Consider the following 22,638-nt stretch of genomic DNA (forward strand, 5'->3'; position numbering starts at 1 on the left):
AACTCAGGCCGCTTTGCGGATTGCCGCCTATCGGAACAAAAGCGCTCGCGTGCCGGGCTCAGGTGGTGCCGCTGCCGCCAGCGTGATTGCGGGCGGCGCGCTCCAGTACGGCAAAGCTGGTCAGCGTGCGCGCGGTGGCGGCATTGACCGGGCGCGAGGGTGGCGTCATCAGCAAGCGCGCAAACAGCGCGCGGCTCGGCTCCTGCCGCATCAGCTCGAGAAAGCGCGCCTGGCGCCACTCCACCGCACGGGCGTGCAGGCGGGCAAGCTTCTGGTCCTGCATCAGTTCCTCCAGGAGCGCGGCGCGGGCCTCGGAGTAGCGGGCGATGGAAGTATCTTCGGCAGTGTTGAAATTGCGCTCCACCCAGTAGTCCATGCCAAGCTGGTCGTCTGCGTGCACGGCGCGGCCGCGGTCGGCTTTCAGGACAAAGCTCTCCATCGCGCCCAGCGCATAGTGGTTGAGCTGCGCCAGCCGGTAGTTGGGCCGGCCGAAATCGGAAAACAGCCGCTTGGTCTTGAATTGGTGGCCCAGCTCGCGGCCCTCGCAGTCGAACCAGCGGAACGCCTCCAGCCGCTCCGCATCCTTGCTGCCGCGCGGGCGGTGGATACCAACTTTGGGGTAGGTGCCGTCATTGCGGTAGAGCGTCTTGAACATCGAGGCGCGCCAGGGCCAGTGCATCACCTCCGGCGCGCAGCGGGTGAAGGTTTCGGTCACCGGCCGGTCGGCATAACGCACCACGCCCGCGTTGCCGAACAGCCGCCAGGTGAGTGTGATGGCATCGGCCCCGGGAAGCGCCTGCAAGAGGTCCGCAAGTGTGCCGCCGCCGGTCTTGATGTTGACGAACTCGTCGATATCCAGCGCCAGGATCCAGTCCGCCTGTTTCACCAGCGGGTGCTTGGAGGCGAGCTTCATCGCGGTGAACTGCACGCCCGCCTTGTCATAAGGCCCTACGTTGCGCACATGGGTGAGCTGGCCCATCGCCTCCAGCCGGTCGAGCATCTTGTCCGTGCCGTCCTGGCAATCGTTGGAGAATATCAGGAAGTCGGTGAAGCCTGCGGCGCGGTGGTGGGCAAGCCATTCCAAGAGGAAGGCCGCCTCGTTCCGCACGCAGAGGATGGCGAGCGCGCGCAAGGTGCTCACCAATCGGACCGGAACACGGCAACCTTGCCGTGCGACCAGCGCGGGAAGAACACGAGCCCCGCAGCGTCCAAGCAGGCAAAGACCTTGCGGATGCCCGCCTTGCCAATCCATTGCGGATGCGTCTCGATCACCGCGGCGCGAAAGCCCGACAGGTCCATCTGCGGCAGCAGGTCGGCTTCCGCACCTTCGATGTCGCAGACCAGAACGGTGGGGCGGATGCGGGCAATCTCGGCGTTCATGTCGAGCATCGGTACCTGCACCGCCTCCGCCGGGCCTGCGTCCGCATCGGGGGTAAGGGAGGAGGCCAGAAGGTTCTCGCGCACGTGGAAGGTGGCCTCGCCCGCCTGGGGGCCAAGCACGCCGTGGTGGACCTGCGCGCACTCTGCGCCGTTCAGTTCATGCACCCGGCGGATATAGGGGATCAGGCCCGGGTTGGCCTCAAACGCATGCACTGCCGCCGCCGGTGTCCGGGTCGCGGCCAGCGTCGACATGTAGCCGATGCCGCCGCCCAGCTCCATCACCACATCGCCCTTGCGCACCAGCTTGCGCAGGGCGGTGGCTTCCTTGGCCTCGTACTTGCCTTCGCGCAGCAGCACCCGCACCCGGCGCGGCAGCACGGATTTGTCGAGCGGGAAATTCACCCCGCCGCAGGTCAGCACCTTGGCGGTCTTCTCAGGGCCGGGCGTGGTCCCGGTGGCGTCGGGCATCTCTCAGCTCTCCATGTCGAGGGCAAGCGCATATGCCGCACGTTCGGTGGCATTGAGCTCCACCCGCAGCGCCTGCGCGTAAAGTTCGGCAAATTCCGGTACCTTGCGCAGCTCCTCCGCTTTGGCGCGGTGCCAGGCGAGGCCCTCCTCGTGCAGGCGGCGCAGGGTGCCGTCCTGCATCAGGCGGCGGTATTCGGCCTGCATCCGCGGCAGGTTGCGCTGAATGGTGCGGTCCCTGTGGTCGTTCCAGTCCATCCTAATCCAGTAGTTAAGCCCGATCGAGCGGTCGACGTGCAGGGCGCGCCCGCGCTGGCGCTTGACGAGGAAGCTCTCGGCCGAGCGCAGGGCGTAGTGGTTGAGCTGCAACAGGTCATAGCCCACCGAAGCGCGCGAGTTTCGCCAGCCGCGCTCCGCCGCCTCCGCCGTCATGTCGCGGCCCGCGCCGTTGACCCAGCGCACGTCGCCCTTGCGGTCCTCCGCCAGCTTGTTCGGCCGGTGGCAGCTCAGCTTTCCGTAGGCGCCGATGTTCTTCACCATCGTCTTGAAGCCCCAGGCGGTGTGCGGCTTGGGGCAATAGGCGGGCGCGCAGGCGTCGAACTGGCGGATCACGAAATCATCGGCGAGCCGGGTGACGCCATTGTGCCCGAACAGCCGCCAGGTCATCGCCACGTTTGTGGCATCGGGCACGCGGTCAAGGAAGTCCTGCAGCGTGCCATTGCCGCAGCGCACGTTGATGAACTCGTCGACGTCGATATGGATGATCCAGTCCGCGTTCTGCAGCAGCGGCTCCTTCAGGGCTGAGTTCAGCGCGTGCTGCTGGGGAGAATTCCCTTTCCAGTCGTCGTTGTTGCGGTGCACGAGCACGCCCATGGTCTGAAGGCGGCCGAGGATTTCCGCCGTGCCATCCTCGCAGCCGTTGGTGTAGATCAGGAAATTATCGATGCCGATGGCGCGGTGATACGCGACCCATTCGGCGATATAGGGCGCCTCGTTCTTCATGCAGCCGACGATCACGTTGCCGCTGCGGCCCTCGGGCAGGTGGCGCGGAAGCACTTCGGTGTAGGGCTCCGGCTCGGCCGCTTCCTGCTGAAGCGCGATGCGGTTGTGCGGCGCATAAGGTCCGCCTTTCAGGTTCTTCAGCAGCGCGCGGGCCTTGGGCGGCAGCCGCGATGGCGTGCCGACGGGGGCAGGGTCCGGTGCGGCGATCTGCTTCAGCGCCTCGGTCTTGGCGGCGCTCTGCTCCTTGGTGGCGGCCTCGATGCGGGGCAGGAAGGCGAGCAGGTATTGCGTCGCTCGGAAGCCCCGCGCGGGGTCCGCCTCCCGCCACGCTCCGGCGGCCTCGCCCTGCAGCGCAAGCGCGGTGCCAAGCGCGGGGTGCTGCGCGGCCAGCGCCGCGTTGGCCTCCGCAAACCGGTGGTCGAGTGCCGCGAGGCTCCCGGGCGCAACCGGTTCGCCCGCCACCTCCAGCTCCCCGATCAGCGCACGCCACAGCGGCCGCGGCAGCACCAGCTCCTTGCGGGCCAGCACCTGCAGCAAGAGCGCGTTGAACTGCCGCCCGCGGGCCAGTGTCGCCGCCGAGGGCGGCGCAGGCACGGGCACCGGTTTGCAGCGGCCAGGGAGGCGCTCCAGCCCGAAGGCCGCGCAGATCTCCCCCGCCGCATCGCTGCTGTAGAACAGGTCCTCGTCATAGGGCCGCAAGCTGACCGAGCCCGCGCCAAAGACCGCCTCCCACTGCGCCTGCAGGGCGGCGAAGTCGAGCCAGAAGGCGGGGCCTTGGGTTTCCTCGAACAGCCCCGCCTGCGGGTCGATCAGGGGCATCGCCTCGAGACAGGCCTGCCGCCAATCGGGCGCCGCGGCCAGCTCCAGCTCACGCGACAGCGGCAGTGCGCGTCCCTCGAAGACCTGCCCCGCATAGGCCCGCGCCATCAGCGCCGAGGGCCGGTCCACATGAGCGACGACCCGGATGTCCTCCGACAGCGGCAAAAGCAGGTCCCGCAGCCGCTCCAGCTCGGAGCGGCGGTGAAGCCGGGTGCCGAGCTGGCAGGCCGACAGGATCAGCACGTCCGGCCTGGCCTCCGCCACCTCCTTTGCTAACGCGGCGGTGAGGTTCCGGCGCAGGGTCTCCTGCTTCTCTGCGGTGATATGGCCGCGGTTGAAGCGCAAAGGGTCGATATGGCCGGGGCCGGTCACCGCCATGAACAGCCGGGTGTGGTTGCCATTGCCGGGCGCGCGCGGAAACAGCACGGCCTCGCGGCGCAGCCCGTCGCGCTGGGCGGCCAGAAGTTTCTGCAGCCGGTCCGAACCGGTATGCTCGAGCCCGATGTGAAGACAGATCCGCATCAGCTTCCTTCTTTCGTGCGGCTCACGTTGGCGCGGCCCCACCACGGCAGTTCGCAGCCGAGGAACGCGGCCAGCCTGCCTTGCGCGTCCTCTGCGGCGACGTCCAGCTCCAGGTAGTCATCACTGCCGCGGAACCACTGCGCAAGCGCGGTGTAATGCCCGTCGATCCAGATCATCTGCTCGTCCGCGCTCTTGCCATAGCCGATCGGCATCCCCGGCACGGTGCTGGCGGGCAGCCGCGTGGTGCCGAGGTTGTTCCACCCCATGATCGAGCGCGCGTGTGCCTCGGTATCGCGGCGGCTGGCGACGAATTTCACCTCCGGATACAGCGTCTTCAGTGCGTGCAGCAGGGCAAAGTCGAACTGCGGCCAGACCGAGTGCTTGCCGTGCAGGAAACTGATCTCGGAAAGCGCGTCATAGCCTTGCAGGTAGGCCATCGGGTCGCCGCGCTCGTAAAGCCCCTTGTAGAGCCGGCTGCCGACGAAAATCCGCCGCTTGCCGGGACGGTCCTCCTCCTCGGCGCGCAGCCGGTGGTCGGCCACGCGGAAGCCCGCGCGCCTCAGCGCCTTGCCCAGCGTTGTGGTGCCGGATTTCGGCAGGCCGAGGTTCACCACCTTGAGGCTCATGGGCGCAGCTCCAGCCGCGCGATCAGCGCCTCTTCCGCTGGCGGCAGGGCGGGGGCGGCCAGCAGCTCCGCCCGCAGCGCCTGATAGGCGGGCTGCGCCATCAGCGCATCGCGGCGTTCCCGGTGCAGGCGCACGCAGGCCGCGTGCAGTGCGGCGATCTCCGGATCGGCCTTCAGCTCCGCCAACGCGTCCTCCAGCGCGGGCAGATGCCGCAGGATCGAGCGGTCCTGCCAGGCCGCATCGTTGCGCTCGCGCCAGTAGGTGTGGCCGAAGGCGCGGTGCTCGCGGTTCACGTCGCCGCGGTCGTTCTTCACCAGATAGCTGTCCAGCGAACGCAGCGCGTAGTGATTGAGCGTCGCCAGTGCGCGCGTGCCGCGGGCAGGCAGCTTGCGCTTGTGCTCATTGCCTTCAGCCAGCACGAAGGCCTGCGGCACCGCCCGCCCGCCGCCGTCGGTCCAGGCCGGGTACTTCCGCCGCGGCAGCCCCTTGCGCAGGAACGGCCGGTGCGCGCCGTAGTACTGCAAGGGAAAGTCCCTCCGCACCAGCGTCTTCACCTCGATCGCAGTCTCGCCGCACCACAGGTCCGGGTTGTGGGTGCGGGTGAACTGGGCAATCACCGGCCGGTCGGCAAAGTCCGCAACACCGCCATTGGCGAAGAACTGGAAGCTGAGCGAGACCGCCTGCGGGCTGCCGCAGGCCTCAATCAATGCGGGGAAACTGTGGCCGGGGGCGTGGATGTTGGCAAACTCGTCCACATCGGCGACCCAGACGTAGTCCGCCTCCGCCGCCACGGCCCGGTGCCGGGCATCCTTCAGCGCCTCCATCTGGTAGTGGCGCCCCTGGGCCGGGTTCGGCAGATGCGTGACCATCCCGCGCCGCGCCAGCGCGTCCAGAAGCTCCGCGGTGCCATCGCTGCAGTCGTTGGAATAGAACAGGAAATCCGTAACTCCGATCAACCGGTGGAAGGCGATCCACTCCAGCAGGAACGGGCCCTCGTTCTTGACGCAGGTAACGGCGGTGATGCGCATCCGGGTTCAGGTCCCTTTCTCCGCTGCCCCTCAGCGGTCCCGGTCCCGTCATCGCATCCGGAGGGTTAACGGTCAATTGCCGCCGCCGGGCTTTGCCCCGGGGCTGTGGCGCGAAGTACGCCCGTGGCGGCTGCGGGTTGACCGCAGCGCTTGCCCGTGGCCTCTTGAGCCCAGGATAGGGGAGGAGCCGGCCATGACGCAGGCGCAATCGATTGCTCAGGTCCAGGAGATGCTGGGGGCCGAGGGCTATGTCTGCGGCCGCGCGCTCGCCACTGTGGTGTTCCTGTCGCTCAGGCTGGGCCGCCCGCTGTTTCTCGAAGGCGAAGCCGGCGTCGGCAAGACCGAGATCGCCAAGGCGCTGGCCAAAAGCCTGGGCCGCCGCCTGATCCGGCTGCAATGCTACGAGGGGCTGGATGCGGCCAGCGCGGTCTACGAATGGAACTTCGCGGCACAGATGGTTGCCATCCGCACCGCCGAGGCCGCGGGCGCCAAGGACCGCGCCGCGCTCCAGGCCGAGCTGTTCTCCGAGGAGTACCTCACCGAGCGCCCGCTTTTGCAGGCGATGCGCCCCGATGCTGCCGGTCCGCCGGTCCTGCTGATTGATGAACTCGACCGCACAGATGAGCCGTTCGAGGCCTTCCTGCTCGAAGCTCTCTCCGATTTCCAGGTCACCATCCCCGAGCTCGGCACCATAAAGGCGCCGGAGCCGCCTATCGTCGTCCTCACCTCCAACCGCACCCGCGAGGTGCATGACGCGCTGAAGCGCCGCTGCCTCTACCACTGGGTCGACTACCCGGATTTCGAGCGCGAGCTGGAAATCCTCAAGGCCCGCGCCCCCGAGGCAGGCGCGCAACTCTCCCGCGAGGTGGTGGCTTTTGTCCAGGCCCTGCGCACCGAGGACCTGTTCAAGAAGCCTGGCGTGGCCGAAACTATCGACTGGGCCAATTGCCTGCTGGCGCTCGATGCGGTGAGCCTCAGCCCGGAGGTGATCGCCGACACGCTCGGCGCGGTGCTGAAATACCAGGACGACATCGCCCGCCTGCAAGGCTCCGAAGCCAAGCGCATCCTCGATCAGGCCCGCGCCAGCCTCGAACCCGCCTGATGCTTCCTCTTGCCGCAAATATCCCGGGGGTGCGGGGGCAGAGCCCCCGCCATCGCTGATGCCCGAATACCCGCCGCTGCCGCTCCCCGAGCATCCGAAACTGGTCGAGAACCTCACGCATTTCGCCCGCGCCCTGCGGCGCGCAGGCCTGCCGGTGGGGCCGGGGCGGGTGGTGCACGCGGTGGAGGCGGTGGCCGCCGCGGGCTTCACCAGCCGGAGCGATTTCTACTGGGCGCTGCATGCCTGTTTCGTCTCCCGCCCCGAGCACCGCGCGGTCTTTGCCCAGGTCTTCCGCCTGTTCTGGCGCGACCCGCGGTACCTCGAGCACATGATGGCGGCGATGCTCCCCGCAATCCGCGGCGTGCAGGAGGAACAGCCCGCCCGGCCCGGCGCCAAGCGCGCGGCGGGGGCGCTGCTGGACGGCGCCGAAAACCTGCTTGAGGCGCCGGAGGCCCCGGACGAGGGCAGCGAGATTGAACTGGACGCCTCCCTCACCATGTCCTCCGAAGAACGGCTGCGCACGCTCGATTTCGAGCAGATGAGTGGGGCCGAGGCGGCAGAGGCCAGGCGAGTCCTGGCCCGGCTGTCGCTGCCGGTGACGCCCCTGCAATCGCGCCGGCTGATGGCCGCGCCGCGCGGCGACCGGCCCGATTGGCGGCGTTCCCTGCGCGAAGCCGCCCGCCGCGGCGGCGACATCCAGCAGATCGCCCGCTCCAGGCGCCGCATCCGCTGGCCCAATCTGGTTGTGCTCTGCGACATCTCCGGCTCGATGAGCCAGTACAGCCGCCTGATCCTGCACTTCCTGCATGCAGCTGCCAACGCGAAAGGCCAGGCCAGCAGCCAGGGCTGGGCCAAGGTCCATGGCTTCACCTTCGGCACCCGCCTCACCAACATCACCCGCCACCTCGCGCAGCGCGACGTGGACACGGCCCTGGCCGCCGCGGGGGCGGAGGCGCAGGACTGGGAGGGCGGCACCCGCATCGGCGAGTGCCTGCATGCTTTCAACCGCGACTGGTCGCGCCGGGTTATGGGGCAGGGCGCGGTGGTGCTGCTGATCACCGACGGGCTCGACCGGGGCGATGCGGAAGCGCTGGGCCGCGAGATGCAGCGGCTGCGGCTTTCGGCGCGCCGCCTGATTTGGCTCAACCCGCTTTTGCGGTGGGAGGGGTTTGCACCGAAAGCGCAAGGAATCCGCGCAATGCTGCCGCATGTGGACAGTTTCCGGGCCGGCCACTCCATCGCCTCGCTGGAGGACCTGGCCAAGGTGATTTCCGCCCCCGGCGACACGGGCGAGAAGGAGCGGCTGCTGGCGCTCATCTAGGCGCGAAGGCTGCCAGCAGTTGGCCGCGGCACAGTTCCCGCTTGAAACCCGGGCGCCTTGCTCCGATCCTTGAAAAACGGATACCGCAGCGCATGCGCGCAAAAGGAGTGCCCTATGCAGCCCCTGACCTTGGCCGACCACGCCCCCGAAAGCGCGCTTGCGTGGCACCAAAGCGGCGCCCGCGCCGCGCTTGCCACGGTCGTGGAGACCTGGGGTTCCGCCCCGCGCCGTGCCGGTGCCCAGCTGGCAGTCAGCGGTGATGGCCGGATCGAGGGATCGGTCTCCGGCGGCTGCGTCGAGGGCGCGGTGGTGGCCGAGGCGCTGGCGGCGCTGGACGACGGTGAGCACCGGCTGTTGGAGTTCGGCGTCAGCGATGACGACGCCTTTGCCGTCGGACTGGCCTGCGGCGGCACCATCAAGGTCCTGGTGGAACCGGTCGGCGGCGCGCTGCCCGCAGAGATGCTCGAGGAAGTGGTGGCCGCCCGCGCCGCCCGGCAGGCGCTGGCCTATGAAGTGAATCTGGAAAGCGGCGCCCGGCGGCTGGTGCGGCAGGGCTACCCGGACCGGATGCGCATGGACCGCTCCGGGCTGGAGGAGGACGGCAAGACCTTCGTGACCGTCCACAACCCGCCCCTGCGGCTCATCGTGGTGGGCGCGGTGCATATTGCCCAGGCGCTGGTGCCGATGGCGCGGCTCGCGGGCTACGACCCGGTGATCATCGACCCGCGCGCGGCCTTTGCCTCCCCCGAGCGCTTCCCGGGGGAGGAGCTGCTCGACGACTGGCCGGACGAAGCGGTGGCGCGGCTGGGCCTCGATGCCCGCAGCGCGCTGGTGCTCCTGACCCACGACCCCAAGCTCGACGACCCGGCGCTGCATGCGGGGCTCCAGGGCGACGTTTTCTACATCGGTGCACTGGGCTCCAAACGCACCCATGCCCAGCGGCGGGAGCGGCTGGAAGCGGCAGGCTTCACCGCGGATCAGATGGCGCGCATTCACGGGCCCATCGGGCTCGACATCGGCGCAGCGGGGCCTGCCGAGATTGCGGTCTCCATCCTCGCCGAGATGACCGCGGTGCTGCGCGGCAAGTCCAGATGAAATTCGGCCCCGTCTCTCTGCCCGATGCCAAGGGCGCGATCCTTGCGCATTCGCTTCAAGGCGGCAGCCGCCGCATCGCCAAGGGCCGTAGATTGGACGAGGATGACCTCGCCGAACTCGCCGCCGCCGGGCAGACCGAAGTGACCGTGGCGCGGCTTGAAGACGGCGATGTGCACGAGGACGCCGCCGCCAAGGCGCTGGCGCAGGCGCTGGTGCCGGACCCCTCGGCGCAGGGCATCCGGATCTCGGGCGCAGGCGCCGGGCGGGTGAACCTCTATGCCCAGGGCTGCGGGCTCTTGCGGCTCGACCGGGACAAGCTGGAAGCTGCCAACGCGGTGGACCCGATGATCACCGTGGCGACGGTGCCGGATTTCCACCGCGTCGATGCGGGCACCATGGTGGCGACGATCAAGATCATCTCCTACGCGGTGCCGGAGCGCGCGCTGGCCAAGGCGGGCCGCGCCGCGCAAGGCGCCCTGCGGGTGCTGGCGCCGGTCTTTGGCACCGCAACGCTGATCGAGACCCGGGTGAGCGAGGCCACGCCGCCGGAGAAGGGCCGCGCCGCCATGGCCGGGCGGCTGCAGCGGCTGGGCATGTCGCTCGCCCCGCGCGAGGTGGTGGCGCATGAGACAGATGCGCTGGCCGCGGCGCTGGCCTCGGCACAGGGCGATCTGCTGCTGGTGCTGACCGGCTCCGCCACCTCCGATCCCGCCGACGTCGCCCCCGCCGCGCTGCGGCAGGCGGGCGGGGAGGTCATCCGCTTCGGTATGCCGGTCGATCCCGGCAACCTGCTGTTTCTCGGCACGCTTGGCGCCAAGCCGGTGATCGGCCTGCCAGGCTGCGCCCGCTCGCCCGCCCTGAACGGGGCCGACTGGGTGCTGGAACGGGTGGCCTGCGGCATGCCGGTCACCTCGGAAGACATCGCGGCCATGGGCGTCGGCGGCCTGCTGAAGGAAATCCCCGCCCGACCGCGCCCCCGCCGCGAAGGGCACGGCTGATCCGGGAAAGCGGCGCTCTCCCGCCCGTCGCCCGGGTATGAAACATGCCCGGCTCCCGTTGGGCCGGGCGCGGCCTCTGGCCGCGCCAGCGCCGCGCGTGCGCGCGGCGCCGTGCCCAAGGCCGCACGGAAGGCGTCCGGCGCAGCCGGGGGCCTGCGGGCGCGGGAGCCGCTCCCTGTCCTGCAGCGGACGGGCCTCGCAACCCTAAGTGTGCGCCTGCAGCAAGAAAATTACCCCTGCGAGAGACCCAAAACCCCTTCGCAGAGCGCCCGGCCCGTGTTTAACTCTGCCCAGCCAGACAAGAACAAGCCAAACAGGGAGGACAACATGGCCAAGGTCTCAATGACCGTGAACGGCAAGGCGGCCAGCGGGGAAGTGGAGGGGCGCACGCTGCTGTCGTCCTTCCTGCGCGACCAGCTCGGGCTGACCGGCACCCACATCGGCTGCGATACCAGCCAATGCGGTGCTTGCGTCGTGCATGTGGATGGCAGGGCGGTGAAGGCCTGCACAATGCTCGCTTGGGAGGCCGAGGGCGCCGACGTGGCCACTATCGAGGGCCAGGCCGCACCGGATGGCACGCTCAACACCATCCAGCAGGCGTTCCAGGACCACCACGGGCTGCAATGCGGCTTCTGCACGCCGGGCATGGTAATGTCGGCGGCAGCGCTGCTGAAGGAGAACCCCAAGCCCAGCGAGGCGGAGATCCGGGAATACCTGGAAGGCAACCTCTGCCGCTGCACCGGCTACCACAACATCGTGAAGGCGATCATGGCGGCATCCGGCCAGGAGGTGAGCGGCATCGCTGCCGAGTAACGCGGAAGGACCCGGCGGCCGCGGGGAGGACGCGGGCGCGGGGACGAGCACTGGACCCAAGACATGCGGAAACCAAGGCAGGCGCCACCGGCGCCTTGCCCAGGGAGGAGAGGCAACACATGCCCAAGGACAGCGGCATCGGCGCCAGCAGCAAGCGGCGCGAGGACGTGCGGTTCCTGACCGGGACCGGCAATTACACCGACGACATCAATCTCAACGGCCAGGCCTATGTGCACTTCCTGCGCTCGGACGTGGCGCATGGGCGGATTACCAGCCTGGACACTTCGGCGGCGGCGGAGATGCCCGGCGTCATCCGCATCTTCACCGGCGCGGATTTCGAGGGCGTGGGCGGTCTGCCCTGCGGCTGGCAGGTGACCGACCGCGAAGGCAACCCCATGCAGGAGCCCGCGCACCCGGTGCTGGCCCAGGGCAAGGTGCGCCACGTGGGCGACCCGATCGCCGCCGTGGTGGCGGAGACCGCGGAACAGGCCCGCGACGCGGCCGAGGCCATCGAGGTGGAGATCGAGGACCTGCCCGCGGTGATCGACATGAAGGCCGCGCTGAAGGAGGGCGCGCCCAAGGTGCATGACGATCTGACCTCAAACCTCTGCTACGACTGGGGCTTCGTCGAGGACAACCGCGAGGCAGTGGACAAGGCCATCAAGGAGGCCGCCCATGTGACCACGCTGGAGCTGGTCAACAACCGCCTGGTCGCGAACCCGATGGAGCCGCGCGTGGCCGTGGGGGACTTCAACCGTGCCACGGGCGAGTCGACGCTCTACACCACTTCGCAGAACCCGCATGTGATCCGCCTGCTGATGGGCGCCTTCGTGCTGGGCATCCCCGAGCATAAGCTGCGCGTGGTGGCGCCGGACGTGGGCGGCGGCTTTGGCTCCAAGATCTTCCACTACGCCGAGGAAGCCTTCTGCACCTTTGCCGCCAAGGCGCTGAACCGGCCGGTGAAATGGACCTCGAGCCGCTCGGAAGCCTTCATCACCGACGCCCATGGCCGCGACCACGTGACCAAGATCGAACTGGCACTGGACGCGGACAACAACTTCACCGCGATCCGCACCGAAACACACGCCAACATGGGCGCGTACCTCTCGACCTTCGCGCCCTCGGTGCCGACCTGGCTGCATGGCACGCTGATGGCGGGCAACTACAAGACCCCGCTGATCTACGTGAACGTCAAGGCGGTGTTCACCAACACGGTGCCAGTCGATGCCTACCGCGGCGCGGGCCGGCCGGAGGCAACCTTCCAGCTCGAGCGCGTCATCGACAAGGCCGCGCGCGAACTCGGCGTGGACCCGATTGCACTGCGCCGACAGAACTTCATCACCGAGTTCCCCTATGCCACGCCGGTCGCGGTGGAATATGACACCGGCGACTACGTGGCGACGATGGACAAGCTGGAGGAGATCGCCGACATCAAGGGCTTTGCCGCCCGCCGGTCCGAGAGCGAGGCGAAGGGCAAGCTGCGCGGCCTTGGCGTCAACTGCTATATCGAGGCCTGCGGTATCGCGCCCTCGAACCTGGTGGGCCAGCTCGGCGCCCGCGCGGGGCTCTATGAAAGCGCCACGGTGCGCGTGAACGCGACCGGCGGCATTGTGGTGATGACCGGCAGCCACAGCCACGGCCAGGGGCATGAGACCTCCTTTGCCCAGGTGGTCGCCGACATGATCGGCATCGACGAAAACATGGTCGAGATCGAGCACGGCGACACCGCCAACACGCCGATGGGCATGGGCACCTACGGGTCTCGCTCCATCGCGGTGGGCGGCTCGGCGATGGTGCGCGCGACGGAGAAGATCATCTCCAAGGCGAAGAAGATTGCGGCGCACCTGATGGAGGCCTCGGACGCCGATATCGAGCTGAAGGACGGTAAGTTCAGCGTTGCGGGCACCGACAAGTCGGTAGCTTGGGGCGACGTGACGCTCGCCGCCTATGTGCCGCACAACTACCCGCTGGAGGACATCGAGCCGGGGCTGGAGGAGACCGCTTTCTACGATCCGGCCAACTTCACCTACCCCTCGGGTGCCTATGCCTGCGAGGTGGAGGTGGACCCCGACACCGGCAAGGTCACCATCGAGCGTTTCGCGGCGGCGGATGATTTCGGCAATATCGTGAACCCGATGATCGTCGATGGCCAGGTGCACGGCGGGCTCGGGCAGGGCATCGGCCAGGCGCTGCTGGAGAACGCCGTCTACGACAGCGACGGGCAGCTTCTGTCCGCGTCCTTCATGGACTACGCGATGCCGCGCGCCGATGACGTGCCGTTCTACCGGGTGGATCATTCCTGCCAGACGCCCTGCACCCACAACCCGCTGGGCGTGAAGGGCTGCGGCGAGGCCGGCGCCATCGGCTCGCCCCCTGCGGTGGTGAACGCGGTGGTGGATGCGCTGCAATCGGGCGGCAGGAACGTCACCCATATCGACATGCCGCTGAGCCCCGCGCGGGTCTGGGCGGCAATGAACCAGGCTTGAGGAGACGCGGGGGCTCTGCCCCCGCACCCCCGGGATATTTTCAGCAAGAGGAAGCAGGGCGGGGACGCCCGGCATCCTCGGGAAGGAAGAACGGAATGTATAATTTCGAGTTTGAGAAACCCTCGACCGTTGCCGAGGCCGTGGCGGCCCTGGCAGAGGAGGATGCACAGGCGCTGGGCGGCGGGCAGACGCTGATCCCGACGCTGAAGCAGCGCCTGGCGATGCCGTCGAAACTGGTGAGCCTCAGCGGCATCGCCGAGATGAAGGGCGTGAGCGACGGCAGTGACGGCGTGCTGGTGGCAGGCGGCGGCGCCACCCATGCCGAGGTCGCGGAGGCTGCGGCTTCCCGCTACCCGGCACTGGCCAAGCTCGCCAGCCACATCGGCGACCCCGCAGTGCGCAACCGGGGCACCATCGGCGGCTCGCTCGCCAACAACGACCCCGCCGCCTGCTATCCGGCGGCAGCGCTGGCCAGCGGCGCCACCATCGTCACCAATGCGCGGGAAATCGCTGCGGACGACTTCTTCCAGGGGCTGTTCACCACCGCGCTCGACGAAGGCGAGATCATCACCGCGGTGCGCTTCCCGGTGCCGCAGAAGGCGGATTACCAGAAGTTCGTACAGCCCGCCTCGCGCTTTGCCCTGGTGGGGGTGTTCGTCGCGCAGCATGCCGATGGCGTGCGGGTGGCGGTAACCGGCGCGTCGGAGGACGGCGTTTTCCGCTGGAGCGAGGCCGAGGCGGCGCTGTCGGGTGAGTTCACTGCCAATGCGGTGGCGGGCCTGAGCATCGACCCCGCGGGCATGATGGCGGATCTGCACGGCAGCAAGGAGTACCGGGCGCATCTGGTGAAGGTGCTGACCCAGCGGGCGGTGAAGGCTGCAGGCTGAGGCGCGCGGGCGGACAGGGAGGCGTCCGTGCGGCGCGGCCCCCTCTGCGGGGACGGCAATCGCTCCGCTGCGCGTCGGCCTCAGTTCCTTGATGTCTGCACTTCCTGAAGGGCGCAGGGTTGGACCCGACATTTCTGCCCCTCCGAAGCGCAATCCTGGGTTGCCGCTCTATGACGCCTTGCCGGGGCAAGATCGTCAAACCGGCTCCCTGGGCTTTTGACTGGGTAACTCGGCTCCTAGCCATCTTCAGTTTGATCTGAATGCAGCCGCCGGTCTGCCGGCGGCCGCATTTTTTCGGTAACTGGCGGGAAAGGATCAAAGGCCCGCCCCAATCCGTTCCGGAAGTTTAGAAAACGGCCCGCGCGATGCGGAGCATCTGAAGCAGCTCGTATCCCTCGTCGTCCAACACCACGATTTGCCCGTTCAGCACGGCGTAGTTTTCGCCGGCGCCCGGTTGCGGAAGTTTGTACAGGCTGACGAGTTCATCCTGCGTGAGGGCTGCCGAAGGAGCAACCGGCACACCAGCCGCGAGATTTGGCACCCGGGCCATCTGGTTCACCAGAAGCAGAGACTTGTAGTCCTCCTCTTCGAGCAGCACGGGCATGCCATCGATCAGGGCATACCGCTTCCCTTCCGGCGCGGGACCGAGACCGAAAAGTGCCGCGATCTGATCCGATTGCAGCAGCAGTAGGCCGGGGTCCGGGTCGGCGAGGGTATCGTCTTCTGAGCTGAGCAACTGGTTGCGGCGCTCAACCCAAATTGCGCCGTACTGGTCCTGGTCGTAGGACGCCCATTCGCTGTAGGTCACGCCCTTCCTGGCCAGACCGGGCGGCACGCAGGGCGGATCTTTCTTGGCCAGTCCCGGCGGGCAATTGCGGTAGGCGATCAGCTCATCCTCAGGAATATCGGACACGATGAGCTGCGGTGTGACCAGGGCGAGGGCCGCTGCGCTCAGAACTCGTGTCATATCGCGGCCTGCTGGGACTGGCGCGGAGGCAATGCGGCTCACTGCGTCATCGCGCTCTGCCTTGGTGAAGGTCCGGCGGCCGTGGGCACCCTTGCCATTCCCGCTTGACGCGGGCCCGGTATCTTTGTCATCCGCCTTCGGCTTTGGTCCGCCGGCATGGCCGGGCTTGCCGTTACCGTTGCCGTTGCCGTTGCCGTTGCCGGGGTCGCCATTGCCGGCGTGGCCATGGCCTTTCTTGGCCGGCTTTTTCTTGCCGCTCCCGTGACCGTTGCCATGGCCCTTGCCGTTGTTGCCCTTGGCGAGCCAGATTTGTTCGCCGGCTGCCGTACCGAAGCCAGGCATGCTGCCCTGCGCTTGAAGCGGGGCTGCAGACAGGGATGTTGAAGCCAGAGAGAGCGCCACGGCGGTGCCGATCAATAACTTGGTCATGCCAAACTCCTTTCATTCGGGGAAGCAACGCGGCAATCCCGCATCGCGTTCCCCCCTTCCCCTGCCGCCGCCGGGAGGTCCCGGAGCTGAGCCGGATGCCGGGCATGGGCTGCCGAGGGGAATAGGGGCCTGCTGCGCTCCGCTGGCGGGCCAGGCGGCCCGGCCCTTTCCCCGCGGGAGCCTGGTTCCTCCACGCCGTACCTTCCGTAAGCGGCAAACACGAAAAAGCCCCGTCCGGGCAATCGGACGGGGCTTGGAATTCCTGCGCTGAAACGCGGCTTACTTGTTGGGCAGCGGGCCGATCATCATGATCATCTGGCGGCCTTCCATCTTCGGCATGTTCTCGATCTTGCCGATGTCCTTCACGTCCTCGGCGACGCGCTGCAGAAGCTCGCGGCCGAGGTTCTGGTGCGCCATCTCGCGGCCCCGGAAACGCAAGGTGATCTTCACCTTGTCGCCATGCTCCAGGAACTTGAACACGTTGCGCATCTTGACGTCATAGTCGTGCGTGTCGGTGTTCGGGCGGAACTTGACCTCTTTGACCTCGATGGTCTTCTGCTTCTTGCGGGCCTCGCTCTCGCGCTTTTGCTGTTCGTACTTGAACTTGCCGTAGTCCATGATCTTGCAGACCGGCGGCATGGCATTGGGCGAAATCTCGACCAGGTCCAGGCCCGCCTCGGCGGCCAGTTCCATCGCCTTGGCCGGATGGACAACGCCGACATTCTCGCCATCTGCACCGATCAGGCGGATTTCGGGGGCGCGGATTTTTTCGTTGGTGCGCGGGCCGGTGTCACGGGTCGGCGGCGCGTTGTGAGGTCTGCGGGCTATGACTGCGATCCTTCTGTCATTGCAAAAAGTGCGGGAAAGCTACTGCCCCCGCGCGTGTGATTCAAGGCTTACGGCCGGTATGGCGGCAGGAAAGCTGCATTTCAAGGCCGCATGTTGCGCAAGGGCGCGGAAATACCGGGGCAAAGCGCCGGCAGGGACCCGGGATGCAAAACGGGAGGCGTAAGACCTCCCGCCGCAATCTCTGTGATATCCGCGGGATCAGTCGAGAAAGGCCTTTTCCACCACAAAGTGCGCTGGCTTGGAGTTGGCGCCCTCTTCCAGCCCGTAGGTGTTCTCGAACAGGTCCTTGAGTTCGAGGTTGAAGGCGAGGTTGCCGCAGATCATCGCGCGGTCGCTGTCCGGGTTCAGGGGCGGCACGCCGAGGTCCGCAAACGCCTCGCCCGAGCGCATCAGGTCGGTGATGCGGCCCATCTTTGCGCTCTCTTCGCGGGTGGTGGTCGGGTAGTACTTGATCTTTTTCCAGAAGCCTTCGCCGATCACCTCGTTGAGGAGCTCGTCCTCCTTCAGGCTCTCGATCAGCTCGCGGCCATAGGTGAGCTCGCCCGCCTCGCGGCAGGTGTGGGTGATGATGACCTCGTCGTAGTCGTGATAGGTCTGCGGCTCGCGCAGGAGGGAGGCGAAGGGCGCAAAGCCGGTGCCGGTGGCAAAGAACCAGATCCGCTTGCCGGGCAGCAGCGCGTCATGCACCAGGGTGCCGACGGGCTTGGGGCGCAGGATGATCTCGTCGCCTTCCTTGATGTGCTGCAGGCGCGAGGTCAGCGGGCCGTCCTGCACCTTGATCGAGTAGAACTCCATTTCCTCGTCCCACGACGGCGAAGCGATGGAGTAGGCGCGCAGCAGGGGCTTTACCTTGCCGGTCTTGGGGTCCGGGTCGCCCATCAGGCCGATCATCACGAACTCGCCCGAGCGGAAGCGCAGGGAGGCCGGGCGGGTCACCTTGAAGGAGAACAGCCGGTCGGTCCAGTGCGTCACCTGCGTTACGGTCTGCGCGTCGGGCAGGGCGGGCACGGCCTTGGCCGGCTTGGGATCGGTTGCGGTGTCAGTCACGGGCGTCATCTCGTTCATCGGTTGCTCTGCCGGGAGGAGCCGGCACCTCTGATTAGTCGTTGATTGAGGTCAGGGAAAGCCCCGGGTCCGCAAATTCGGGTGCCTGCGTGGCGCAATGCACCCGGCTGCGGGGGATTTCCCTGCGCTAAGGGCTGCTTCAGCGGGCGGCGGTGCTGCCGCGGAGGCGGGCCTGATAGCTATGCGCCTGCCAGTTGGCGCGGGCAAGCCACTGGTCCTCGGGCTGGCGGGCGGCGAGCTCGTCGCTGATCTCCACCTCGTCAAAACCGGAGCGGCGCGCCATTGCATACTGGTCGGCCAGCACATGGCCGAAGGCGCGCAGGCGGCCCTCAAAGCCCTTCAGCCGCAGCTTGCGCGCCAAGGTGAAGCCGCGCCCGTCGGCGAAGCTGGGGAATTGCACCCGCACCAGTTCGACGCCGTCTAGCGCCACATCATCAACGCTGGCATCCGAGGCCAGCTCCAGCACGTCGGCGCGCTCGAAGCCGCCGGTCCAGTCATCCGGGGCAAAGCCCGTGTCCGTCACGATAACGCTCATCGTTCAAGCTCCTGTTCGCACGAATTTGCCATCCACCACGTGGATGCCGCATTCTTCTTTGTTTTCGCCGCGCCAGCGCCCGGCCCGCGGATCCTCGCCTTCCTTGACCGGGCTTGTGCAGGGGGCGCAGCCGATCGACGGGTAGCCCTTGGCCACCAAGGGATGCCGGGGCAGGCGGTTCTCGACCATATAGGCGCGCACATCCTCCGGCGCCCAATGCGCCAGCGGGTTGATCTTCAGCCGCCCGGTGCCGTCCTCCACCTCGAAGAACTCGAGCGCGGCGCGGCTGCCGGACTGGAAGCGCTTGCGGCCGGTGATCCAGCCCTCAAAGCCCGTGAGGGCATTCTGCAAGGGCGCGGTCTTGCGCAGGGCGCAGCAGGCGTCCTTGTCGCTGAAGCGCAGGGCGCCATAGGGGTCCTTCTCCGCGATATCTTCAGCGCGGATAATCTGCACGTTGCGCAGCCCCAGGCGCTCGCTCACCTCCTGCTGGTAGACCAGCGTTTCGGTGAACAGCAGCTCGGTGTCGACAAACAGCACCGGCGTCATCGGGTCGATGATTGCGGCCATGTGCAGGAGCACCACCGATTCCGCTCCGAATGAGGACACCAGGGCGATCTCGCCCGCCTCGCGCAGCGCGCCTTCCATCACCGAGGTGGCCGAATGGTGGCGGAAGCGCGCGTTGAGCGCTTCCGCCTTGGCGGCCAGCTCCCGGGCGTGGGCGGCATCAGCCTCCCCGGATCCGCCGGGAGGCGTATTTCCGGTTGCTTGGAACATGGGGTCAGGCGACCTTTTTCTGTGTCTCGGGGTACAGCGCGGCCTTGAAGGGGGCCATGCCGATGCGGTTGTAGGTCTCAATGAAGGTCTCCTCGGCGCTCTCGCGCTGCTCAAGGTAGGTCTCCACGATGCGCTCCACCGCCGGTACGATCTCGTCATAGGCGAAACCGGGGCCGGTGCGGGTGCCGATGGCAGCCGTCTCTGTGGCGTCGCCGCCCAGGGTGATCTGGTAGTTCTCCACGCCCGCACGGTCCAGCCCGAGGATGCCGATATGGCCCACGTGGTGGTGGCCGCAGGCGTTGATGCAGCCCGAGATCTTGATCTGCAGATGGCCGATGTCGTGCTCCAGCTTCAGCTCGTCGAAACGGGTCGCGATCTCCTGCGCCACGGGGATCGAGCGGGCGGTTGCGAGCGCGCAGTAATCCATGCCCGGGCAGGCGATGATGTCCGAGATCAGCCCAGCATTGGCGGTGGCCAGACCGTGCGCCTTCAGCTTGGCGTGGATTGCGGGCAGGTCCGACTTGTGGACATGCGGCAGGATCACGTTCTGCTGGTGGCTGATGCGCAGCTCGTCATAGGCGTATTCCTCCGCCAGATCCGCCATCACCCGCATCTGCTCGGCGGTGGCATCGCCCGGGGTTGCGCCATGCGCCTTGACCGAGATGGTGACGATGGCGTGGTCCGCCTCGCGGTGGGCGTCGAGATTGGTGTCAGCCCAGGCGCGGAACACCGGGTCGGCGGCGTAAGCCGCATCAAAGGCATCCACCGGCCCCTTGCGGAAGGCAGGCGCGGTGAACTGCGTCTTGATCTCTTCGAGCAGCGCCTGGTCGGTGCCGTCGAACTCGCCGCGCCGGGCCATGAAGGCTTCCTCCACCATCGCACGGAAGGTGTCGATCCCGTTTTCCTGCACGGTGATCTTGATGCGCGCCTTGTACTTGTTGTCGCGGCGCCCCAGCACGTTGTAGGTGCTGAGCACGGCTTCCAGGTAGGGCAGCAGATCCGCCTGCGGCAGGAACTCGCGGAGCACCTTGCCCACCATCGGCGTGCGGCCCAGGCCTCCGCCGACGACAACCTCGAAACCGGTCTCGCCGTTTCTTTCCACCATGCGTAGGCCGACGTCATGCGCCTTGGTCACCGCGCGGTCGTTGGGGCTGCCGGTGATGGCGATCTTGAACTTGCGGCCCAGGAACTGGAATTCCGGGTGATCGGTCGACCACTGGCGGATCAGCTCGGCATAGGGGCGCGGGTCCACCAGCTCGTCCGCGGCGGCGCCGGCGAAATGGTCGGCGGTGGTGTTGCGGATGGTGTTGCCCGAGGTCTGGATCGCGTGCAGGCCAACCTCGCCAAGCGCGTCCAGCATGTCCGGAATGTCGCGCAGCTTGGGCCAGTTGTACTGGATGTTCTGGCGGGTGGTGAAATGGCCGTAGCCCTTGTCCCACTTCTCGGCCAGGAGCGCGAGCGCGCGCATCTGGTTCGAGTTCAGCGTGCCATAGGGGATCGCCACCCGCAGCATGTAGGCATGCAGCTGCAGGTAAACGCCGTTCATCAGGCGCAGCGGCTTGAATTCATCCTCGGTGAGGCTGCCGTCGATGCGGCGCTCGACCTGGGCGCGGAACTGGGCGTTGCGCTCCGCGAGGAAGGCTGTGTCGAACTCATTGTACTTATACATTGGCTTCAGCCTCCTGCTTGCCGTGGAAGTAGTTGGAGGGGCCGGTGCGGCGGAATTCCTCGCGGAAATGGGTTGGTTCGGGGCCGTTCGGGCCTGCCTTGGCATCGGCCAGATAGGCGCCGACGATCTTCAGCGCCTGCTGCTCGGCCTCCAGAAGGCGTAGCTGGGCGTCGGCCTCGTCGGTGATCAGCTCGGCTTCGGACATGTCCCGGGTCCAGCTGTTGTCGGCCTTGAGGTAAATCACATCGCCTTCGAGCAGGTCATTGGCGGTGACAACTTTGGGCGTAAAGGGGCGTGGCATCAGGCAAGCTCCGTCTTGAGGTCGGTCAGGGCCGCCGCCGCCTTGCGCGGGGCGAGACCCAGGAAGGTCAGGGCCGGACCTTCCAGCCCGGCCGCGTCGAGGTCGGCGGGCAGGCGGTCCAGCGTGGTTTCCAGCACCCGCTGATCGGGGCGCGAGGCATTCTCGACAAGGGTCACCGGCGTTGCACGGTCCGCGCCATGCATGATCAGGCGGCCTTGTATGAAGCGGGCCGATTTCTTGCCCATGTAGATCGCGGCCACCTCGCCCGGGCGCGCCAGCGCTGCCCAGTCGTGATCGGCAAAGCCGCGCATCACGTGGCCGGTCAGGAAGCGCACAGCGGCATTGCGGCCGCGCTGGGTCAGGCTCTGCCCGATGCCCGCGGCCGCGGCCGAGGCGGCAGTGATGCCGGGGATGATGCTGTAGGCGACGCCCGCAGCCTCGCAGGCGGCCAGCTCCTCGTCGAGGCGCGCAAAGATGGCCGGATCGCCGCCCTTGAGCCGCAGCACCTTGGCGCCCGCGCGGGCATGCGCGATCAGGCGGGCGCAGATCTCCTCCTGGCTCATCGAGGGGCCGAAGCCCTCCTTGCCGACATCCTCCAGCACCGCCTGCGGGCCTGCGAGCGCGAGGATCTCCGCGCTGACCAGACGGTCGTGCAGCACCACATCAGCCTTCTGCAGCGCCTTCAGCGCCTTCACGGTCAGCAGGTCCGGATCGCCCGGCCCGGAGCCGGCAATCACCACTTCGCCCGGAACCGGCGCGCCCAGGGGCGCTGCGGGATCGGCTGCTGTGGGACGGGATGGCATCGCTTGGCTCTCCGGGGTGGGTTTGACTTGCCCTCAGATATAGGAAATATTCCCGCCATGACGCCATATGGGCGGGGAAATAAGAACATGGGTTCCGACAGGGCCGAACGACAGGCCGAATGGTCCTCGCAGAAGGAGAAAACAGGAATGACGGTGCGGATCGACGCCACAGACCGGAAAATTCTGGCCGAGCTGCAGCGGGATGCCAGCCAGTCGCTGGACGAAATCGCCCGCCGGGTGGGCTCTTCCAAGACCCCGGTGTGGAATCGCATCCGCAAGCTGCGCGAGGCCGGGGTGATTGGCCAGCAGACCGTGCTCCTGGACCCCGAAGCACTAGGGTTCGAGGCCTGCTTCTTCGTGCTGATCCGCACCTCGGAGCATGAATCCGACTGGCAGGCAAAGTTCCTCAAGGCGCTGAAGGAACGCCCCGAGGTGCAGGAGGCGCACCGGCTCGCGGGGGAAATCGACTACATCCTAAAGGTGCGGGTGCAGAATGCGCGCGCCTACGACAAGTTCTACCAGGCGCTGATCTCCGAGGTGCGGGTGCACAATGTCACCGCGCTCCTCTCGATGGAGGAGATCAAGTCGACCACCATGCTCCCCCTGCAGGAGTAGCTCTTTGGGTATTTGAGGTCAGAAAGTGGGGGCAAAAGTCTGCGGCTGCTTTCTGACTGTAAATACCCATAGCGCCGAGGCCGGCCT

General features: G+C 67.4%; 21 protein-coding genes. 8 read left to right on the top strand and 13 right to left on the bottom strand.

The genetic code is table 11. From position 1 onward, the window contains the following. Positions 1-58 precede the first annotated feature (58 nt). Genes ACOHWE_RS00470 through ACOHWE_RS00490 form a run of 5 tightly spaced genes read right to left on the bottom strand, consistent with a single transcriptional unit; the run spans position 59 to position 5,842 of the window. Positions 59-1,132 carry a glycosyltransferase family 2 protein gene (locus tag ACOHWE_RS00470; protein WP_420664638.1) on the bottom strand — a complete coding sequence of 358 codons (1,074 nt, stop codon included), beginning with the start codon at positions 1,130-1,132 and terminating at the stop codon, positions 59-61. A 5-nt stretch (positions 1,133-1,137) separates the two neighbouring features. After that, positions 1,138-1,848 carry an FkbM family methyltransferase gene (locus tag ACOHWE_RS00475; RefSeq protein ID WP_420663424.1) on the bottom strand — a complete coding sequence of 237 codons (711 nt, stop codon included), beginning with the start codon at positions 1,846-1,848 and terminating at the stop codon, positions 1,138-1,140. A 3-nt stretch (positions 1,849-1,851) separates the two neighbouring features. Beyond that, the gene (locus ACOHWE_RS00480) at positions 1,852-4,188 is read right to left on the bottom strand and encodes a glycosyltransferase family 2 protein (protein WP_420663425.1); all 2,337 of its coding nucleotides are present in this window, start codon (positions 4,186-4,188) and stop codon (positions 1,852-1,854) included. Beyond that, positions 4,188-4,814 carry a sulfotransferase gene (locus tag ACOHWE_RS00485; protein ID WP_420663426.1) on the bottom strand — a complete coding sequence of 209 codons (627 nt, stop codon included), beginning with the start codon at positions 4,812-4,814 and terminating at the stop codon, positions 4,188-4,190. The genes ACOHWE_RS00480 and ACOHWE_RS00485 overlap by 1 nt, the downstream gene beginning before the upstream one ends. Then, on the bottom strand, positions 4,811-5,842 hold the full coding sequence (locus ACOHWE_RS00490) for a glycosyltransferase family 2 protein (protein WP_420663427.1): 1,032 nt from the start codon (positions 5,840-5,842) through the stop codon (positions 4,811-4,813). The genes ACOHWE_RS00485 and ACOHWE_RS00490 overlap by 4 nt, the downstream gene beginning before the upstream one ends. A 193-nt stretch (positions 5,843-6,035) precedes the next feature. On the opposite strand from ACOHWE_RS00490, the gene ACOHWE_RS00495 reads away from it, so the two are divergent. From ACOHWE_RS00495 to ACOHWE_RS00525, 7 genes are all read left to right on the top strand, one after another. Then, entirely contained in the window at positions 6,036-6,944 is a 909-nt protein-coding gene (locus tag ACOHWE_RS00495; RefSeq protein WP_420663428.1) for an AAA family ATPase, read from the top strand. Between the two features lie 58 nt (positions 6,945-7,002). Next, positions 7,003-8,265, top strand: coding sequence for a vWA domain-containing protein (locus tag ACOHWE_RS00500; protein WP_420663429.1), 1,263 nt, complete (start codon positions 7,003-7,005; stop codon positions 8,263-8,265). Between the two features lie 114 nt (positions 8,266-8,379). Next, positions 8,380-9,360 (top strand): XdhC family protein, encoded by a 981-nt coding sequence (locus ACOHWE_RS00505; RefSeq protein ID WP_420663430.1) that lies wholly within the window; start codon positions 8,380-8,382, stop codon positions 9,358-9,360. Next, positions 9,357-10,358: a molybdopterin-binding protein gene (locus ACOHWE_RS00510; protein ID WP_420663431.1), complete on the top strand. Its 1,002-nt coding sequence runs from the start codon at positions 9,357-9,359 to the stop codon at positions 10,356-10,358. The genes ACOHWE_RS00505 and ACOHWE_RS00510 overlap by 4 nt, the downstream gene beginning before the upstream one ends. 327 nt (positions 10,359-10,685) lie before the next feature. After that, positions 10,686-11,171, top strand: coding sequence for a (2Fe-2S)-binding protein (locus ACOHWE_RS00515; protein ID WP_420663432.1), 486 nt, complete (start codon positions 10,686-10,688; stop codon positions 11,169-11,171). A 119-nt stretch (positions 11,172-11,290) separates the two neighbouring features. Next, a complete protein-coding gene (locus ACOHWE_RS00520; protein WP_420663433.1) occupies positions 11,291-13,657 on the top strand; it encodes a xanthine dehydrogenase family protein molybdopterin-binding subunit in 2,367 nt (788 codons plus the stop codon). Between the two features lie 95 nt (positions 13,658-13,752). Beyond that, entirely contained in the window at positions 13,753-14,544 is a 792-nt protein-coding gene (locus ACOHWE_RS00525; protein ID WP_420663434.1) for an FAD binding domain-containing protein, read from the top strand. A 346-nt stretch (positions 14,545-14,890) separates the two neighbouring features. Here ACOHWE_RS00525 and ACOHWE_RS00530 read toward each other — a convergent pair whose 3' ends face one another. The 8 genes from ACOHWE_RS00530 to cobA all read right to left on the bottom strand — a co-directional run bounded on the left by ACOHWE_RS00530 (position 14,891) and on the right by cobA (position 21,936). Next, positions 14,891-15,940: a hypothetical protein gene (locus ACOHWE_RS00530; RefSeq protein ID WP_420663435.1), complete on the bottom strand. Its 1,050-nt coding sequence runs from the start codon at positions 15,938-15,940 to the stop codon at positions 14,891-14,893. Between the two features lie 279 nt (positions 15,941-16,219). Next, a complete protein-coding gene (infC, locus tag ACOHWE_RS00535) occupies positions 16,220-16,777 on the bottom strand; it encodes a translation initiation factor IF-3 (RefSeq protein WP_475682155.1) in 558 nt (185 codons plus the stop codon). 210 nt (positions 16,778-16,987) lie between these two features. Further along, positions 16,988-17,854, bottom strand: a complete 867-nt coding sequence (locus ACOHWE_RS00540; protein ID WP_420663436.1) for a ferredoxin--NADP reductase — start codon at positions 17,852-17,854, stop codon at positions 16,988-16,990. A gap of 139 nt (positions 17,855-17,993) precedes the next feature. Beyond that, complete coding sequence (locus ACOHWE_RS00545) at positions 17,994-18,389, bottom strand: DUF934 domain-containing protein (RefSeq protein WP_420663437.1); 396 nt, start codon at positions 18,387-18,389, stop codon at positions 17,994-17,996. 3 nt (positions 18,390-18,392) lie between these two features. Beyond that, a complete protein-coding gene (locus tag ACOHWE_RS00550; RefSeq protein ID WP_420663438.1) occupies positions 18,393-19,163 on the bottom strand; it encodes a phosphoadenylyl-sulfate reductase in 771 nt (256 codons plus the stop codon). A gap of 4 nt (positions 19,164-19,167) precedes the next feature. Further along, positions 19,168-20,832 (bottom strand): nitrite/sulfite reductase, encoded by a 1,665-nt coding sequence (locus ACOHWE_RS00555; RefSeq protein ID WP_420663439.1) that lies wholly within the window; start codon positions 20,830-20,832, stop codon positions 19,168-19,170. Then, complete coding sequence (locus tag ACOHWE_RS00560) at positions 20,825-21,133, bottom strand: DUF2849 domain-containing protein (RefSeq protein WP_420663440.1); 309 nt, start codon at positions 21,131-21,133, stop codon at positions 20,825-20,827. The genes ACOHWE_RS00555 and ACOHWE_RS00560 overlap by 8 nt, the downstream gene beginning before the upstream one ends. Beyond that, complete coding sequence (gene cobA / locus ACOHWE_RS00565; protein ID WP_420663441.1) at positions 21,133-21,936, bottom strand: uroporphyrinogen-III C-methyltransferase; 804 nt, start codon at positions 21,934-21,936, stop codon at positions 21,133-21,135. The genes ACOHWE_RS00560 and cobA overlap by 1 nt, the downstream gene beginning before the upstream one ends. A gap of 147 nt (positions 21,937-22,083) precedes the next feature. On the opposite strand from cobA, the gene ACOHWE_RS00570 reads away from it, so the two are divergent. Continuing rightward, a complete protein-coding gene (locus tag ACOHWE_RS00570) occupies positions 22,084-22,551 on the top strand; it encodes an Lrp/AsnC family transcriptional regulator (RefSeq protein WP_420664642.1) in 468 nt (155 codons plus the stop codon). The last annotated feature ends 87 nt before the right edge of the window (positions 22,552-22,638 follow it).

This window comes from Cribrihabitans neustonicus (assembly GCF_048820895.1).
Classification (GTDB): Bacteria; Pseudomonadota; Alphaproteobacteria; order Rhodobacterales; family Rhodobacteraceae; genus Cribrihabitans_A; species Cribrihabitans_A neustonicus.